This is a genomic window from Trichlorobacter ammonificans (assembly GCF_933509905.1).
GTDB classification, from domain to species: Bacteria; Desulfobacterota; Desulfuromonadia; order Geobacterales; family Pseudopelobacteraceae; genus Trichlorobacter; species Trichlorobacter ammonificans.
The window spans coordinates 1,719,028-1,736,547 of record NZ_OW150024.1 but is presented as its reverse complement, the minus strand read 5'-3'; the positions used below and the strand labels follow the sequence as shown (position 1 = coordinate 1,736,547).

The window sequence follows — 17,520 nt, the reverse complement described above, 5'->3', positions numbered from 1 at the left end:
GTTTTATTGTCGAGCAGTAATTACCTGCCCATACTACGGTAAGTGTGGCGTAGCAAGCCCGATGCAGTCTTTGACTAAATCAATGGGGTATGGTAGAGGAAAATGACGCCTATACCAAGGAGACGCACGATGTTCAGTCGTATTCGGGATGATATCCGCTCCGTATTTGATCGCGACCCGGCGGCCCGCAGTTCCCTTGAAGTGTTTTTCTGCTATCCGGGGTTGCATGCGGTCTGGTTTCACCGGCTGGCCCACTGGTGCTGGACCCGTGAATGCTACTTCCTGGGACGCCTTACCTCCCATCTCTCCCGTTTTCTGACCGGCATCGAAATCCATCCCGGCGCGAAGATCGGCAAGCGCTTCTTCATCGACCACGGTATGGGGGTGGTGATCGGCGAAACCGCCGAAATCGGCGACGACGTCACCCTGTACCACGGCGTCACCCTGGGGGGGGTTACCTGGGACAAGGTCAAGCGCCACCCCACGCTTGAGGACAAGGTGGTGATCGGCTCCGGTGCCAAGGTGCTGGGACCGTTCACCGTGGGCAAGGGGGCCAAGATCGGTTCCAACTCGGTGGTGGTGAAGGAAGTGCCTCCCAACGCCACGGTGGTCGGCATTCCGGGCAAGGTGGTGATGGCCCAGGAGGCGGCCAAAGAGGGACGCCCGGATCTTGAGCACGGCAAGCTGCCGGACCCCTCGGCCACGGCCATCGCCTGCCTGTTCGACCAGGTCAGGAGCCTGGAACAGAAATACGAGGCGCTGCAGAAAGAGCACGACGAGCTGAAACAGCGTCTGGCCGGCCAATAGACGGATATCGCACCCATGATCAAACGACAGACTACCATCAACCGCATCTTCAAACTTTCCGGTATCGGGCTCCACTCAGGTCACGAGGTCAACCTTGAATTCCTGCCCCGTCGTGAGCAGGGGATCGTCTTTGTGCTGAACGGCGTGCAGATTCCGGCCCGCTACGACCAGGTTGCCGATACCCGGCTCTCGACGCTGATTGCGAAGGATGGTGTGACGGTTTCCACCATCGAACACCTGATGGCCGCCTTCTACTACGCCGGAGTCACCAACTGCCTGGTCTACATCAACGGGCCGGAGGTGCCGATCCTGGACGGGTCGGCCTGGGAGTTCTACCAGGGGATGTGGAAGGCGGGAGTGTACGAGTTTCCGGAGCAGAACGTCTACCTGAAGGTGCTGAAAACCGTGGAGGCGACCCATGGTGACGCCTGGGTGCGGATCAAGCCGCTCAATACCCTGGATATCACCATGACCATCGAGTTCCGTCCACCGGTCGGACAGCAGAAGCGGCGGGTGGCCGATGTGGAGAACGCCTTTTCCATCCTCAACTCCCGTACCTTCACCATGCAGGAGGAGATCGAGGCGATTCAAAAGATGGGGCTTGCCAAGGGGGGATCGCTGGATAACGCCGTGGTGGTGGGGGCCGAGGATGTGCTCAATCCGCAGGGGTTGCGTTATCGCAAGGAACTGGTCAATCACAAGATACTGGACCTGATCGGCGACCTCTATACCAGCGGCTACCGTATCCTCGGCAAGGTGGAGGCTCACAAGACCGGGCACCACCTGAACAACCTGCTGCTCCGTCAACTGTTCAGCGATCCGGAGAATTACCGGATCTACTGACTGGCGCCTCTTCCCAGCCACTTCTGGATCATTGCCAGCAGTTCAACCATGTCTACCGGTTTGCTCAGGTAGTCATTCATGCCGCTTGTCAGGCACCGCTCCCGGTCCTCTTTCATGGCGTTGGCGGTCAGGGCGATTATCGGGAGGTCATGGCACCGTACTGCCGATGAAGGGTCGCGGATAACGGCGGTGGCAATATACCCATCCGTTTCCGGCATCATGCAGTCCATCAATACCAGATCATACCGGTTCTGTTCCAGCAGATGCAGTGCCTTGGTGCCGTTCTTCGCCGTATCGACCTGATAGCCACTACGCCGCAGCACGGTACTGATGATCAGTCGGATGGTCGGTTCGTCCTCGGCCAGCAGTATGCGGGCGCTCCAACATGCTGTATCCGGAAGGCTTGTTGCTGGTAGCATCGATGCCTGCCCACTATCCGTTGCCGGCGTTCCGGTTTCGTCGGATTGCCGTTTCAAGACAACGGTGAAGCGAAAGACCGATCCTTCTCCCGGAACGCTTTCCACCCAGATGCTCCCCCCCATCAACTCCACCAGCTGCTTGCAGATCGATAGTCCCAGGCCGGTTCCGCCGTAGCTGCGGGTCGTTGAGGTATCGGCCTGGGCAAACGGCTCAAAGATCAGATTGAACTTGTCCGCAGGAATACCGATCCCGCTGTCATGTACTTCAAAACGGACCGTGACGTTGTCCCCCTCTTCCCTGACCAAACTCGCCTGTAGCAGTATCTGTCCCGTGTGGGTGAATTTAACGGCGTTGCTGATCAGGTTGGTGACGACTTGACGCAGCCGGCCCGCATCTCCCAGCAACTGTCGGGGAACATCGGGAGCGATACGGTATTCAAGGGAAAGGGATTTTTCCCGCACTTTCGGGGCGAGCAACTCAACGATGCCGGCTACCAGCACCTCCAGGTTGAAGGGGATGGATTCAAGTTCGAACTTCTGGGCTTCGATCTTGGAGAGATCCAGGATTTCGTTCAGCAGATGGAGCAGTTCCCGGCCCGACTTTTTGACCAGTACCGCATATTCCCGCTGGATCGGATCGAGAGGGGTTTCCAGCAGCAGATCGGTCATGCCGATGACGCCGCTCATCGGTGTGCGGATCTCGTGGCTCATGTTGGCCAGAAAGCGGCTCTTGGCGATACTGGCGGCTTCTGCTATTTCTTTGGCCTGCAGAAGCTTTTCCTCAGCGCGTTTGCGTTCGGCGATTTCATTGTCAAGTTCCACAAGTTGCTGGGAAATCTGCTGCTGCATCTGCTGGAAGCTGAGCGCCAATGAACCGATCTCGTCCTGCTGCTCAAGCGGGAGTTCATGGTGGGTCTTACCCTGGGCAAACTGCTGGGCTGCGATGTTCAGGAGGTTTATCGGCCTGGTCATGAACCGTGCCAGAAGCACCGCCGCTATGGTGCCGGCAAGGCTGAAAGCAAGAACGCTTTTCCAGATGATTGGCCGAATTTTTTGCTCATCCTCATGCAGCACGGACGCCGGTTGGGCAAGACCCAGGAAAAAGCTGTCATCCACCGAGGTTACATCGATCTTTTGCCTGACGAAGGCCGCTACCAGCTGGTCCCCATGAGTGTCCCGCGCGGATTCAAAGACAGTATGATCAACCCGACCTTCTATCAAATCCCTGATTGCAGGAAATTCATCCTGAATCAGTACACGCAGACCTTTATCGAATCCAAAGGTCTTGGCGCTGTCCGGATGAAGCAGGATGTCCCCCTGCCCGTTGGTCAGAATGAGCTTGAATGATTTTGGCAGGTTTTCGGTTAGCTTGGCAAACAGCCCGGTTATGTCAATGCTGATCACCACCACGCCGAGCGCATGTCCTGTGTCTCCAATGACCGGCATGGCTACCTGCACCGAAGGGAGCTCGGAACCGGAATCATATGCGCCACGTTCATGCTTGATGGAAACAGCCGACATGTAGGTTTCGCCGGCAGCAAGGCGCAATGTTTCGGAAACATGAGGAAAATGCCCCTGTTCACGCAGATCATCTCCCATTACCCTGGTAAATGAACTTTTGTGACGGTCAATCCGGACCCGTTCCTGTCCGTGATGATCCGCCGCTATCAGGCGGATCTGGAAGTACGTGGGGTTTGCTTCCATGATCAGCCGGAACAGGGTGGCTATTTGATTGTCAAGATCGGGATCTGCTTTTTTCAGCGTTGCCTGTGCGGCAGGATGATTGGCCAGCACTTTCAGATTGCGGCCTGCTTCCAGTTGCAGCATCGTTTGAATCCGTCGGCTGACGATCTGCGTTGAGGTGAGCAGTTTTGTTTTTGCAGAATTGACCAACAGCGTTTCACTGACGTGGGAGATAAAAAGTCCGGTGAACATCGCGGTGGTCATTGCGACCAGTGCAACCAGCAGCGCCAGCTTTGTGGCAATGCCCAGTCTCAAGGGGCCAGCACCTTTGCAGCAGAGCTGCCTGAAACGATTCTGCCCCACAGTTGATCGCGGCGAGCTTCGTCTTCAACCGGCTCCAGCCAGAGTATCAGCTTTTCTGGTGTGATAGAGGGCGATTCCGCTGTGGTGTTGGCCAACCCCTGACGGCTTGTCAATGCCTTTCCCGGCAGATCGTCCAGCAGGTAGTTGATCCAGGCTGCGGCCAGTTTTTTGTTTTTCGCTTCGCGAGTGATGGCCCAGCAATCCAGCCAAGCCAGAGCGCCCTCTTTGGGAAGCGCATAACCGGCATCGACGCCGGCTTTTTTCAGCAGTTGCACCTGCTGCGTGCCAAAGTTGGCAAACATTAAGGCAGCTTTGCGATTCTTGAACATGGCGACTGATTCTTCCGGCTGTGTATAAAAGCCGGTTACATTTCGGCGCAGGGCGATCAACCGATCGACAACCGCCGGTATGTCTGCCGGCGGTATGCTGAACGGGGAGGAGAGGCGCAGCGTCTGTGCCGCCAAAGAAAAATTATGTACCCCGGCATTGTAGGCGATCACTTTGCCGCGGTACTGCTTGTCCCAGAGTGCTGTAATGCTTTCCGGCGCCTTTTTGAGTTGTTGCCGGTCATAGATCAGCCCCATCTCCGAGTAGGTATAGGGGATGGCGTACACCGTGCCATTGTGCACGATGCCGCGTATGCTGTTTAAATCACGGAATCTGGGGAGTTGTTTCGAGCGGTTTGAAATCTCTTGCACCGGAATGCCGCTAACCAGACCTTTAGCAATATAGCGTTGCAGTTCTGCGGTGTTCACGGCAAAAACATCAAAATCCCGACCATTGTTCCGGCTGAGCTTGGTCCACAGCTCCAGGTCGGTGCCGACAAAGGTTACCTCCACCCTGGCCCCCGTGCGCTGCTCAAAGGTCTTGACGATATCGGGGTCCGCATACCCGGGCCATGCCAGCACCCGCAGCGGTTGTTCCCCAGCCTCGGCCGGTATGAAACAGAGTACGGAGCAGAATATGACGGTCAACAGCATCAGAGAGAGCACCAGCTTTTTCACACCATGCGGCATCTACCTACCCCCTGCTCCTTGACCCTGTCTTTATCCCAGCCACCGGTCGAGCAGCAGCAGCAGATCGGCCACTTCGACCGGTTTGGCCAGGTAGTCGTCCATGCCGGCCTGCAGGCAGCGCTCGCGGTCTTCCTTCATGGCGTTGGCGGTCAGCGCGATCACCGGCAGGTCATGATTGCGGACCGCCGAGGAGCGGTCGCGAATAATCGCGGTTGCCTCGAATCCGTCCATCTCCGGCATCATGCAATCCATCAGTACCAGATCATACGCTTGCTGCTCCAGCATCCGGATCGCCTGGACGCCGTTCGGAGCAATGTCGACCCGGTAGCCGTTACGACCGAGAATTGCTTTGATAACGATCTGGTTGGTGGGATCGTCTTCGGCCAGCAGCAGGCGAGGAGCCGGGGGCGGTTCCGCTCCGGCGGGCTGTGGGGGAATGTGACGTGCATCCGGCGGCGCAGTGGGGCGGCTCCGCTCCACCGACAGTGGCGGAGGCTGCTCAGCGACCGGCTGTGTCTCGAAAACAGCGGTGAAGCGGAAGGTGCTTCCCACCCCTTCCGTGCTTTCTACCTGGATGCTTCCGCCCATCAACTCCACCAGTTGTTTGCTGATGGCCAGCCCCAGCCCGGTCCCACCGTACTGGCGGGTGGTGGAGGCATCGGCCTGGGAGAAGGGCTCGAAGATCACCCTTTGCTTGTCCGGAGCGATGCCGATGCCGCTGTCGCGCACCTCGAAATGCAGTGTTGTCCGGTGCTCCGCAAGCGCCTGCCGCGTTACCGCAAGGGAGACCCGGCCCTGGGCGGTGAACTTGACGGCGTTGCCCAGCAGGTTGGTCAGAATCTGGCGCAATCGTCCCTCGTCCCCCTTGAGCAGCAGCGGCACATCGTCGGCAACGGTCCAGTCAATGGTCAGCCCTTTTTCACGGGCTTTCAGGGAAAGCAGCTCCACGGTACCCGTAATCGCAGTGCGCAGATTGAACGGCTCGCTTTCCAACTCGATCTTGTGCGCTTCGATTTTGGAGAGATCCAGAATGTCGTTGATCAGGCGCAGCAGGCTTCTGCCGGAATATTTGACCAGTTCGGCGTATTCGCGCTGGGTCGGGTCCAGGCTGGTGTCCAGCAGCAGGTCGGTCATACCGATAACGCCGTTCATCGGGGTTCTGATTTCGTGGCTCATGGTCGCCAGAAAGCTGCTCTTGGCGACACTCGCCGCTTCGGCAGCCTCCTTGGCCTGGCGCAGTTCTGCTTCAGCCCGTTTCAGCTCTGATATGTCACGGGCCGTTGCATAGGTGGTCCGGTCATCGCTGTTGTAAATGGCGCGCCAGGAAAGCCAGCAGACCGAACCATCCTTGCGGATATAGCGGTTTTCGAAGTTGAGGGAATAGCCGGACTGCAGTTGCCGCGCCATCTCCTCCACCGTGCGCTGTTTGTCGTCGGGATGGATGAAGTCGAGGAAGGGGCGCGAAAGCAACTCTTCCTCACTGTAGCCCAGCACCTCGCAACAGGCCGGATTGACCTGCCTGAAAGCACCGTGGGGGTCGGCGATGCACATCAGGTCGGCGGCGGTGGTGAAAAAGGCATGGAACTGCTCGCGCTCCCGCTCGGCCCGGCACCGTTCCGTGATGTCGTGAACGATGGCAAAGAGAACGGTTGTTCCTCCCGATTGCACCGGGCAACTGAACACCTCCACGTCCCGAAGCGTACCGTCGGCCAGGCGATGGGTCAGAAAGTAGTGATTATAATGCCTGGAGAGAAGTTGGCGCAGCTCCTCATCGATTGTCTCAGGCGCCAGGGTGTCGATATCCTGCAGTTTCTTGGTGGCCAGCTCTGCGGCCGACCAGCCGTAGAAGGCTTCGGCGGCCGGATTCGCAGCCAGGATATGGCTGGTCTGCGGGTCGATCAACAGCATGACCACGGCATGGTTTTCAAAGAGGCTGCGGTAGCGCTCCTCGCTTTCGGCGAACGCCTGCATCCGTTCGGCAACCCGCTCTTCAAGGGTGGCGTTGATCAGACGGATCCGCTGGAACTGCTGGAACATGGTCTTGGCCATCTCCTGCAGGTTGCGGACCAGTACACTGGTTTCGACCACCGAGCTTTTCGGCCACTCGATCATGATGTCGCCGGAGGCCAGGCGGGACGGCAGATTTTCCGTCATCGCCCGCAACTGCTCCATAGTCAGGGCGAATCTGCGGCTGACCAGCTCGGCAACGGCCAGCGTGGCCAGCAGCAGCCCGAACAGCAGGGTCAGACGTTTGGCATAGCGGGTTGCCAGCAATTTCTGGTGCGGTGCCAGCGGCTGTTCCAGAATCAGCCGCCATTCGTTCTGCTTTCCGATGCTGCTTTCGGCCACGTAGAACGATTGTTTCCACTGCTCGGTGGCCGGCGTGTTGGCCGGAAGACGGGGAATCCATTGCGCGAGACCGTCACCGAGGGGGGAAAGTGTTCCGGCCTCGCGCCGGAACGGGGTCATGGCCCGCTGGTCGCCGCGGTTGGAGGTGATGACATGGCCGTGGCGGTCAAGCAGCGTGAAGTAGCTGCTGGAATGCCGGGAGCTTTTTTCCAGGTAGGCGCGGATCTGTGCCAGGTCGAGCACGCCGGCGATGCAGCCGTCGTAGGCTCCTGCCCGCAGGATCGGCGCCAGAGCCAGCACGCGCGGACTGGCGGGGTCGATTCGACTTGGCCCCACTTCCGACAGCATCGGCTGTAACGTTTGTCTGACGATGGGCAGGTAGGGGCGGTCGGCGAAGGAAATGCCGACCGCTCCGGTGCTCTGCGGCGAGGCGGCACTGCTGATGTCGGAGCGGTCCAGCAGCAGAATGCGCCGGAAGTTATCGTCGGACAACCGGCTCTGCTCAAGCAGCGGCTGCATCTGGCGGGGCGTCCGTCGGGCCGCTTCAGCGGCAAGAAAGCTCACGGCGGTGGTACGGTTGTGAATCCAGGTTTCCAGGCGGTTCTGCATCTGGCCGATATCCTGGCGCAGCAGGCGCCGGATCTGCTGGTCGGCATCGCTGAAGTCGGCACGGCTGGAAAGGGCCATGATCAGCAGCGTGGGGCAGAGGATGAAAAAACTGAGGATATTGTGGGTTATTTCCCGGAAGGAAAATTCGATATCGCGGGAGCAGTACCGGCAGAGGCTGAACAGTATCCGGGCGATCAGGGCGTTGACGATGCCGTTCATCGCCTGCTTCACCATGATCACCATGGTGTTTTCAAGGGTGGTCCCCATGACCAGGTGGTAGAGCAGGTAGACCAGGGGCATGCCGACGACAAGCCAGTACAGGGTGTCGGCCACCACCATTCCCAGACGGCGACGAAACACCAGCCAGCCCACCACGGCGACCTCGGCGGTCAGGATGATGATGGCGAAGGGGTGGTTCCAGAGCGCGTAGGTGTAGGAGGAGATCAGCAGGGCGGCGGCGATGCCGGGACCATGTCCCAGGCGCTGCAGGGCCAGCAGGGCGAAGATACTGCCGAACAGAAAGTCGACATTCAGAAAGAGGGTGAGCTTGAAGTAGTTGCCCAGCAGACCGGCACAGACGAGGCCGAAAAAGGTCAGCAGAGCCAGTCGTTTGTCGCTGAAGCGTGCAAGGGGCATCAAGGGTCTCCGGAACCGGCGGGTCTGCCGTATTCGGGGCTAAGTATAGCAGATCATCGCTTAACTGCTAGCGCAGCAGCAGAGCCTGGGCGTACAGCTCCCGGCGGGGCAGGCCGGTGGCTGCGGCCACCAGGGCCGCCGCCTCCTTGACCGAGTGGCCCTGAGCCAGCAGAGTCCGCAAGCGTTCTTCCGGCGCAGGCCCCTCCGGAGCCGCCGACATGCCGTCGCCGGGGGCGATCAGGATCACCACCTCGCCCCGCTCCCGACCGTCCCGTACCTGCTCCAGCAGCGTATGTGCCGTGCCGTGCAGAAACTCCTCGTACAGCTTGGTCAGTTCCCGCGCCACCGCCAGCTGCCGATTTCCGAGAACCGCGGCTATATCGGCCAGCGTTGCCGCCAGCCGGTGAGGAGCTTCGTAAAGAACGAGCGTTGCCCGTACCCCGGCGAGGGCTGCCAGGAAGCTGCGGCGCTTTCCCTCCCTGGCCGGCGGAAAACCGGCGAAGTGAAAACTGTCCGTGGGCAGGCCGGCAGCCGAAAGCGCGGTTACGGCCGCGCAGGCTCCGGGCAGCGGTACCACCCGTATCCCCTCGGCCAGCGCATCGCGCACCAGGTGGTAGCCGGGGTCGGAGATACAGGGAGTCCCGGCGTCCGAGATCAGGGCGACGCTCTTGCCGTCCCGCAGGGTTGCGAGAATCCGCTCCCCCTTCAGGGTCTGATTGTGATCGAAGTAGGAGGTGAGCGGCGTGGTAATGCCGTAGTGGGCCAGCAGCTTGCGGGAGTGGCGGGTGTCCTCGGCGGCGATCAGCGCCACCTCCTTGAGCATGCGCACCGCCCGGAAGGTCATATCCTCCAGGTTGCCGATGGGAGTTGCCACGATGTAGAGAAGAGCGGACATTACTTCAGGCTGGCGATGTAGCTCCTGACCCCCTCCATGATCCCTTCGGCGGCCAGATGCAGGTAGGCGGGATTTCTCAGGTGCGCTTCCTCGACGCTGTTGCTGATGAAGGCGACTTCGGTGAGGATGCTGGGCATGGTGGCTCCCACCAGCACGTAGAAGGGACCTTGCTTGACTCCCAGATTTTTGGTCTCCGGGTATCTGCTTTTGGTCGCCTTGTAGAGCGCCCGTTGGATCTCCTCGGCCAGGTGGGCGGAATCGTTCAGTTTGTAATTGGCCATCAGGTCGAAGAGAATCGCCTGCAGCACACTGACCTTTTCCAGGGTGGTGCCGTTCTCCTTGGCGGCCAGTTGTGCCACCTTCTCGGTTTTGGCCAGGTTCAGGTAATAGGTTTCAATGCCGGCGGCCGAACGGTTGGGGGCGGCGTTGGCATGGATGGAGACGAAGAGATCGGCTCCCACCTTGTTGGCGATGGCGGTCCGTTCTTCGAGCGGAATGAACACATCCGTCGAGCGGGTCATCACGACATCCAGGCCCAGTTCTTCCTTCAGCAACTCCCGCAGTTTCAGGCCGATGGACAGCACCACCTCTTTTTCCTGCAGGCCGGTGGGACCCACGGCGCCGGGATCGTGGCCGCCGTGACCGGGATCCACGACAATTCTGCGGATCTTGGAGACAGGTGGCGTCTTGCGCCCCTTGGCCGGTTTTTCCGCAGCCGGGAGCGGGGGAGGCGGCACCGGCTGCTCGGCCTTTGCCGGTGCGGCCGGTGCCGGAACAGCCGCTTCCTGCACCTGACTGGAGAGGGTGGCTTCCAGGCGGTGGATCTCTTCCCGCCGTTCTCCCCGTACGTCGATGATCAGCCGTGCCGGATCGGACAGGGGGAATATCTTGTAATCCTTGAAGTTATCCGTATCGAGGACGATGCGGACCACCCCGGGCTTGAACTGGGCGACCCGTACCTTTTTCAGCAGGCCGTCGCCGATCGGGATATCCTTGACCGCCGGGCCGAGCCTGGCGTTCTGGATGTCGATGAAAATCCGTCCCGGCTTGCCTGCGCTTCCCTTGTCCAGTTCATTGCTTTTCCAGGTGGTGTCACGGTCGAGGGCGATGGCGATGCGGGTGTAGTCGGGGTTGGACCAGTACTTGATTTCCTGAACGTGGGCCGGTGAGGCTGTGGGGGGAGCTTTGGTGACGGTGGCGGCAGGATGCGGGGATGGCGCCTTCCGGGGAGCTGCGGCCGCCACGCCGCTGCAGAACAGGAGCAGGGCGCAGAGCAGCGCTATGTAACGCAGGTAGTGGATCATCAGACCATTTTTTTCAGTTCGTCCAGCAGATTGAGAGCTTCCAGAGGGGTCATACCAGAAATGTTCAGTTTTTTCAACCGTTCCCGCAACAGATCCCCCTGCGGTTCAAAGAGGGAAAACTGCCGGCTGTCCGGGATTGCCGTCTTACGGTGCGATTTGGCGATGCGGGGCGCTCCCTGCTCGAATTCCCCCTCCTCCAGGTTCTTCAGCACCTCTTTGGCCCGTTCGATGACATCCGCCGGCATGCCGGCCAGCCGGGCCACCTGGATGCCGTAGGAGTGGGAGGCGGCGCCGGGGACGATGGTACGCAGGAAGATCACCTGATCGTTCCACTCCCGCACCGCCACGGTCAGGTTGGTGATCCGCTCCCTGCTGGCCGCCAACTCGGCCAGTTCGTGGTAGTGGGTGGCGAACAGGGTGCGGGCCCGGCACTGTTCGGTGTCGTGCAGGTATTCGGCCACGGCCCAGGCGATGGAAAGGCCGTCGAAGGTGGAGGTGCCCCGGCCGATCTCGTCCAGCACCACCAGGCTTTTCGGGGTGGCATTGCGCAGGATGTGGGCGGTTTCCATCATCTCCACCATGAAGGTGGACTGGCCCCGGGCCAGGTTGTCGCCGGCCCCGACCCGGGTGAAGATCCGGTCGGCGATGCCGATACGGGCCGAGGTTGCCGGCACGAAACAGCCGATCTGGGCCATCAGCACGATCAGGGCGGTCTGGCGCATGTAGGTGGACTTACCGGCCATGTTGGGGCCGGTGATCATCAGAATTTGGTGAGCTTCGCCGTCCAGCAGGGTGTCGTTGGGCACGAACCGCTCCCCCAGGTTCATGGCCTCCACCACCGGATGGCGCCCTTCGATGATTTCAATCCGGTCGCCGTCGTCCACGGTGGGGCGGCAGTAGTTCCGCTCCACCGCCACCGTGGCCAGCCCCTGCAGGATGTCCAGCAGCGCCAGGCCGGCGGCGGTACGGCTGAGGGCCGCCCCATGGGCCGCCGCCTCTTCCCGCAGTTCCTGGAACAGGCTGTACTCCAGGTCGCAGATCCGTTCCTCCGCCCCCAGCACCTTTTCTTCGTAGTTCTTCAGCTCTTCGGTGATGAACCGCTCCGCATTGGCCACGGTCTGGCGGCGGATGTAGTCGGCCGGCACGCCGGAGAGGTTTGACTTGGTGATCTCGATGTAGTAGCCGAACACCCGGTTGTAGCGGATCTTGAGGGAACCGATGCCGGTCCGCTCCCGCTCCCGGGCCTCCAGTCGGGCGATGAATCCCTTGCCCTCGCGGCTGATGGTGCGTAGTTCGTCCAGCTCCGCATGGTAGCCCTCGGCAATGATCCCCCCTTCCCGCAGGGAGAAGGGCGGGGAGGGGACAATGGCCCGGCCGATCCGGTCCCGCAGGTCGTCCAGGGGATCGAGGGAGTCTCTGCACTCGCGGATCAACTCTGACCGGGTGTCGACCAGCAACCGCTGTATGACCGGTATCTGTTCCAGCGAGTCCAGCAGGGAGCGCAGATCCCGGCCGTTGGCGCCGGCCATGGCGATCCGCCCGTTCAGCCGCTCCAGGTCGTGGATATTCTTGAGCAGGCGGGCCAGCTCGTCCCGCAGCTCGCCGGCCCGGGCCAGTTCCTCCACGGCATCGAGACGACGGACGATCTCAGGGGTACGCACCAGGGGATGGGCGATCCATTGCTTGAGGGTACGGGCCCCCATGGCGGTCACGGTGCGGTCCAGGCAGCCCAGAAGCGAGCCGGCCTTCTTGTTCTCGGCCATGGTGGCGGTCAGTTCCAGGGTGCGGCGGGTAACCGGGTCCAGGGCCAGGTAGTCGGTCTGGCTGACCACGGTAAGATCCCGCAGGTGGGGGAGGGTGGCGTGCCGGTTCTCCTGCAGGTAGTGCAAAATCGCCCCGCTTGCCGGTAGAGCGGCGGCAGCGGGGGAAAGCCCCAGGGCCTCCGGCAGTGCCACGCCGAAGCGGTCGCAGACCAGCCGGGCCGCGTATTCCCGGTCCAGTACCCAGTCGGGCACGGTGGAGCGGGGGCGGTCCCCCATGACCAGGGCCAGTTCAGCGGGCGGCTCGCGCTTCACTGCCTCGGGAAGCAGCAGTTCCCGGGGGGCAAGTGAGGCAGCCAGGGCCGCGGTGGCGCTCAGGCTCTCCAGTTCCGATACCTTGAACTCACCGGTGGAGAGATCAAGCCAAGCGGCTCCCCAGCGCGGACCGGAGGGGCAGAGGGAGAGCAGGTAGGAGTTTTCCTCCGGCGCCAGGGATTCGGCCTCCGTCACCAGGGCCGGGGTAACCACCTTGACCACGTCCCGCTTCACGATCCCCTTGGCCTGTTTCGGGTCCTCCACCTGTTCGCAGATGGCTACCCGATGGCCCGCCTCGATCAGGCGGGCGACGTAGGGCTGGACCGAGTGGTAGGGGACGCCGCAGAAGGGGATCTCGTCGGCTCCCCCCTTGTTGCGGGAGGTAAGGGTGATGTCCAGGAGTTTCGACGCCAACAGAGCGTCTTCCAGGAACATCTCGTAGAAATCGCCCATGCGGAAGAACAGGATGCTGTCCGGATGCCGGGACTTGATCTCCAGGTACTGCTTCATCATGGGGGTGTGCAGGGCTGAACTCATGGGGACGGTTGTAGCATAGCGTCGAAGGGCATTGCAAGGAAGCGGGGAGAGGCGGTATACAGGAAGTGATGGTCAGATCGGCACAGGAGGACAGTGGTCATGAATATCCTGATCCAGTATTGTGCATCCTGAGGGCAGCAGCCCAGGGCGGCAGGTCTTGCCGCCGAACTTGAAAGGAACCTCGCTGACGCGACGGTGACCGTGGAGCCGGGCAAGCGACAAAGCGAGTTTGCGGTTTTTATCGACAGCGCGCAGGTATTTTCCCGGCTTGAGCAGCTGCGCTATCCGGAGGCGAAGGAGATCGTGGCGCGTTACCGCGAGCGTGACGATAATCTGTGATGGTCCGGTGCGGCTGAAACGTTAGGACGCAAAGAAGGGATGGGTGTGTATGGTCAGACTGGTGTGGTATGTCGTGGTCGCATGTATGATGCTTTGGGGGCGTGTCCTGCCTGCGGAGGCGGGCGTGATAGGCGTCAATAACGAGGAGTTGGCCGCCCTGCTGAAAAAGGGGGTACCGGTCATCGATATCCGTACCGAGCCGGAATGGCGGCAGACCGGTATTATTGCCGGCAGCCACCTGCTTACCCTGTTTGACGAGGCCCGCAGGGTGGTTGATCCGGAAGGATGGCTGAAGAAGGTCAGGGCGGTGGCACCACCGGACAAGCCGGTTATCCTGATCTGCCGCAGCGGCAACCGCACCGCGCCTGCCGCGAAGTTTTTGACCGACTCGGGCTACGCAACCGTTTACAACGTGAGCCAGGGCATCATCCCCTGGATCAGGGCCGGTCTGCCGACCGTACCGTATCCGGGACCGTAGGCCAACGGGCCGCCGCGTTTCAGGAGCCGGCTGATCGCCACTGCCGTTACGCCGTTCTCCGGTCTGTCGCCGGTCGATCCGCTGCTGGTGCGCTGCCGTGCAATCCCGCTGCAGCGTCATTGACGGAACGCCGTGGATAATTACGCCGGGATGCAGTATATAGGGAGCTGTGCGTGACGGGCCGTACTCCGTCGGGGCGTGAAGGGAACGGGTGTGACATGATTCTCGGCATCGGTGTTGATACGGTTGAAATAGCCCGCTTCCAGCGGTTCATCGATGAGGGGAACCAGGGGCTGCTGGACCGGCTGTTTTCCCCGGCGGAGCAGGCATACTGCGCTCCCCGCAAACAGGCGGCGGCCAGCTATGCGGCCCGCTTCGCCGCCAAGGAGGCGCTGGTGAAGGCCCTGGGCACCGGTCTGCGGGATGGCCTCTCCTGGACGGAAATCGAAGTCCGTTCTACAGCCGCAGGCAAACCGGAGCTGCATCTGTCCGGCTGTTCCCGGCAGATTTTCGAAGAACGGGGGGCGACCGTCGTTCACCTTTCCCTGTCCCATGACGGCGGCAATGCCGTTGCCATGGTGGTTCTGGAGACAGCATGAAAGTGATCAGCGCCCATGCCATGCAGGAGATCGACCGCCGGGCCATCAAGGAATTCGGAATTCCCGGCCACGAGCTGATGGAGAACGCCGGTCGCCGTTGTACCGAAGAGATTGTTGCGGCGTACGGGGGAGACGGCGGCAAACGGGCGGTCGTTTTTGCCGGCAAGGGCAACAACGGCGGCGACGGCTACGTCATCGCCCGCCATCTGCTGGAACGGGGCTGGCAGGTGCAGGTGATCGTGCTGGCCCGACGGGAGGAGATCAAGGGGGACGCCCTGATCTCGCTGGTACTGCTGCCGGACGATATTCTCTGCTTCTGCCCGGAAGAGGGGGAGCTGACCAGCCGCTACCATGGCGATATCCAGGCGGCCGACCTGCTGGTTGACGCCCTGCTGGGGACCGGCCTGAACCACGAACTGCGCGGCGTCTACCGCGAAGCGGTGGCCCTGATCAACCGGGCGCCGGGCCGGGTGGCGGCCGTGGATATCCCCTCCGGCATTCACGGCACCACCGGCAGCGTGATGGGGCAGGCGGTGCGCGCCGACCTGACCGTCACCTTTGCCTGCGCCAAGCTGGGCCATGTGCTCTACCCCGGTGCCGAGCATGTGGGGCGGCTGGTGGTGGCGGATATCGGCATTCCCCAGCAGGTGAGCGAAACCGCCGTGGGGTACGAGTTTCTGGACGAATGCCAGGCGGCCGCTCTGGCGATGCGGCGTGCCCGTACCGCCCACAAGGGGAACTGCGGTCACTGCCTGGTGGTGGCCGGTTCACCGGGCAAGACCGGTGCGGCGGTGCTGGCGGCCAACAGCGCGGTGCGGGCCGGAGCCGGGCTGGTGACCCTGGCGCTGCCGGAACAGTTGCACCAGATCGCCGAGGTCAAGACCACCGAGGTGATGACGGTGGCGTTGCCCGCCCTGGAGAACGGCTTTCTGGCCGCGCAGGCACGGCCGGTCATCGAGGGTCTGCTGGCAGCCAGGGATGTGCTGGCGCTGGGGCCCGGCATTGACCGGCACCCCGAAACCGTTGCCCTGGTGCACGGCCTGCTGGAGTCGGCGACGCTGCCGATGGTGATCGATGCCGACGGTCTGAACGCCATTGCCGAAGATAGGTCGGTACTGCAGCGTCGGGCACCCCAGACGGTTGTCCTGACCCCCCATCCCGGCGAGATGGCGCGGCTGCACGGCGCCCCCATTCCCGACGTTGCCGCGGTGCGGATCGCCGTGGCCCAGGAGTTTGCCCGCACGCACGGTGTCTATCTCGTGCTCAAGGGAGCCCGCACCATCATGGTTGCCCCCAACGGCCTCACCGCCATCAACGGCAGCGGCAATCCCGGCATGGCTTCCGGCGGCATGGGAGATGTGCTGACCGGCATCATCGCCGCACTACTGGCCCAGGGCTATCCTCCCTGGAACGCCTGCCGCCTGGGGGTCTACCTCCACGGTTTGGCCGGCGACCTGGTGGCGGGAGAACAGGGAGAGATCGGCATGACCGCCTCCGATCTGATGGAGCGGCTGCCCCGTGCCTTCAACCGTCTGCTGAATCGCCAGCAGACCAGATCGCTGAATTCAGGACAAAGGAGCATCATATGACAACCGTTGCCGATATCATGACCCGCGACGTCGTGACCGTCACCCCCCAGACCTCCATCCGCGAACTGGCCGACCTGTTCGTGAGCAAACGGATCGGTTCCGTGCCGGTACTGGATGCCGAAGGTGCCCTGGTGGGAATCGTCACCGAGTCGGACCTGATCGAACTGGGCAAGAGCCTGCATCTGCCCACGGTGATCAGCCTGTTCGACTGGGTGATCTACCTTGAGTCGGAAAAAGTGCTGGAGCGGGAGCTGAAGAAGATGGGGGGCAAGACCGTTGCCGACATCTGTCAGCACGAGGTGATCACCATCGCTCCCGGCGCCGATATCAGCGAGGCGGCGGACCTGATGAGCAGCCACCACGTCAATGCGTTGCCGGTGGTGGAGCATAACCGGCTGCTGGGGATCGTGGCGCGGATCGACATCATCCGCACCCTGCTGGGGTAGGCGCGTATGACCGCTCGGGAGCCCCTGCACACGGACAGGGGCGAGGAAATCGAATTCGAAACCGTCTCCCCCGCTGAGACGGAGGCCCTGGGCGCCTCCCTGGGACGGCTGCTCCTGGCGGGCGATATCGTTACCCTCTCCGGTGAACTGGGGGGCGGCAAGACCTGTTTCGTCAGGGGAGTGGTGGCCGGCGCCTCGCCGGAGGCGGCTAACCTGGTGGCCTCTCCCACCTTTGCCATCCTTAACGAATATCCGGGCACCGTGCCGATCCTGCATTACGACTGCTATCGCCTGCGGGGCGCCGATGATGCCCTGGAGCTGGGGCTGCTGGACCGCCTGGGGGGAGACGCCATCTGCCTGCTGGAGTGGCCGGAACGGATTCCCGGTGTCATAGCGGGGGAGTATCTTGCCGCCAGTTTCCAGTGGCTGGGGGAGGAGTACCGCCGGATCACCCTGTCGGCCCACGGAGAACGGAGCAGAAAACTTCTTGCGCTGCTGCGCGACGAGCGTAAGAAAAAACTTGTATCCTGACA

The 17,520-nt window shown here is 61.7% G+C and carries 13 protein-coding genes and 1 pseudogene; 8 read left to right on the top strand and 6 right to left on the bottom strand.

Annotation, left to right across the window (positions count from 1 at the left end; translation table 11 throughout):
* The first annotated feature begins 129 nt into the window (after positions 1 to 129).
* Both cysE and lpxC read left to right on the top strand, forming a co-directional pair.
* Positions 130 to 807: a serine O-acetyltransferase gene (gene cysE / locus RAK07_RS07815; RefSeq protein WP_305732275.1), complete on the top strand. Its 678-nt coding sequence runs from the start codon at positions 130 to 132 to the stop codon at positions 805 to 807.
* Between the two features lie 15 nt (positions 808 to 822).
* On the top strand, positions 823 to 1,650 hold the full coding sequence (gene lpxC, locus RAK07_RS07810) for a UDP-3-O-acyl-N-acetylglucosamine deacetylase (RefSeq protein ID WP_305732274.1): 828 nt from the start codon (positions 823 to 825) through the stop codon (positions 1,648 to 1,650).
* Here lpxC and RAK07_RS07805 read toward each other — a convergent pair.
* The 6 genes from RAK07_RS07805 to mutS all read right to left on the bottom strand — a co-directional run bounded on the left by RAK07_RS07805 (position 1,644) and on the right by mutS (position 13,536).
* Positions 1,644 to 4,067 (bottom strand): HAMP domain-containing sensor histidine kinase, encoded by a 2,424-nt coding sequence (locus tag RAK07_RS07805; protein WP_305732273.1) that lies wholly within the window; start codon positions 4,065 to 4,067, stop codon positions 1,644 to 1,646. The two genes, lpxC and RAK07_RS07805, sit on opposite strands and share 7 nt — an antisense overlap.
* The gene (locus RAK07_RS07800) at positions 4,064 to 5,119 is read right to left on the bottom strand and encodes an extracellular solute-binding protein (protein ID WP_305732272.1); all 1,056 of its coding nucleotides are present in this window, start codon (positions 5,117 to 5,119) and stop codon (positions 4,064 to 4,066) included. The genes RAK07_RS07805 and RAK07_RS07800 overlap by 4 nt, the downstream gene beginning before the upstream one ends.
* A gap of 42 nt (positions 5,120 to 5,161) precedes the next feature.
* The gene (locus RAK07_RS07795) at positions 5,162 to 8,725 is read right to left on the bottom strand and encodes a PAS domain S-box protein (RefSeq protein ID WP_305732271.1); all 3,564 of its coding nucleotides are present in this window, start codon (positions 8,723 to 8,725) and stop codon (positions 5,162 to 5,164) included.
* Between the two features lie 67 nt (positions 8,726 to 8,792).
* Entirely contained in the window at positions 8,793 to 9,620 is an 828-nt protein-coding gene (gene rsmI / locus RAK07_RS07790; protein ID WP_305732270.1) for a 16S rRNA (cytidine(1402)-2'-O)-methyltransferase, read from the bottom strand.
* Positions 9,620 to 10,924, bottom strand: coding sequence for an N-acetylmuramoyl-L-alanine amidase (locus tag RAK07_RS07785; protein WP_305732269.1), 1,305 nt, complete (start codon positions 10,922 to 10,924; stop codon positions 9,620 to 9,622). The genes rsmI and RAK07_RS07785 overlap by 1 nt, the downstream gene beginning before the upstream one ends.
* Positions 10,924 to 13,536 carry a DNA mismatch repair protein MutS gene (gene mutS, locus RAK07_RS07780; protein WP_305732268.1) on the bottom strand — a complete coding sequence of 871 codons (2,613 nt, stop codon included), beginning with the start codon at positions 13,534 to 13,536 and terminating at the stop codon, positions 10,924 to 10,926. Before mutS ends, RAK07_RS07785 begins: the two co-directional genes overlap by 1 nt.
* A gap of 147 nt (positions 13,537 to 13,683) precedes the next feature.
* Here mutS and RAK07_RS07775 point away from each other — a divergent pair.
* The 6 genes and pseudogenes from RAK07_RS07775 to tsaE form a co-directional block, all read left to right on the top strand.
* Positions 13,684 to 13,875, top strand: a pseudogene (locus tag RAK07_RS07775) (Rdx family protein); the annotation flags it as partial.
* 124 nt (positions 13,876 to 13,999) lie between these two features.
* Positions 14,000 to 14,353 carry a rhodanese-like domain-containing protein gene (locus RAK07_RS07770; RefSeq protein WP_305732267.1) on the top strand — a complete coding sequence of 118 codons (354 nt, stop codon included), beginning with the start codon at positions 14,000 to 14,002 and terminating at the stop codon, positions 14,351 to 14,353.
* Positions 14,354 to 14,571: 218 nt separating this feature from the next.
* Complete coding sequence (locus tag RAK07_RS07765; protein ID WP_305732266.1) at positions 14,572 to 14,952, top strand: holo-[acyl-carrier-protein] synthase; 381 nt, start codon at positions 14,572 to 14,574, stop codon at positions 14,950 to 14,952.
* Entirely contained in the window at positions 14,949 to 16,541 is a 1,593-nt protein-coding gene (locus tag RAK07_RS07760) for an NAD(P)H-hydrate dehydratase (RefSeq protein ID WP_305732265.1), read from the top strand. The genes RAK07_RS07765 and RAK07_RS07760 overlap by 4 nt, the downstream gene beginning before the upstream one ends.
* Complete coding sequence (locus tag RAK07_RS07755) at positions 16,538 to 16,987, top strand: CBS domain-containing protein (protein WP_305732264.1); 450 nt, start codon at positions 16,538 to 16,540, stop codon at positions 16,985 to 16,987. Before RAK07_RS07760 ends, RAK07_RS07755 begins: the two co-directional genes overlap by 4 nt.
* 6 nt (positions 16,988 to 16,993) lie before the next feature.
* On the top strand, positions 16,994 to 17,518 hold the full coding sequence (gene tsaE, locus RAK07_RS07750) for a tRNA (adenosine(37)-N6)-threonylcarbamoyltransferase complex ATPase subunit type 1 TsaE (protein WP_305732263.1): 525 nt from the start codon (positions 16,994 to 16,996) through the stop codon (positions 17,516 to 17,518).
* The last annotated feature ends 2 nt before the right edge of the window (positions 17,519 to 17,520 follow it).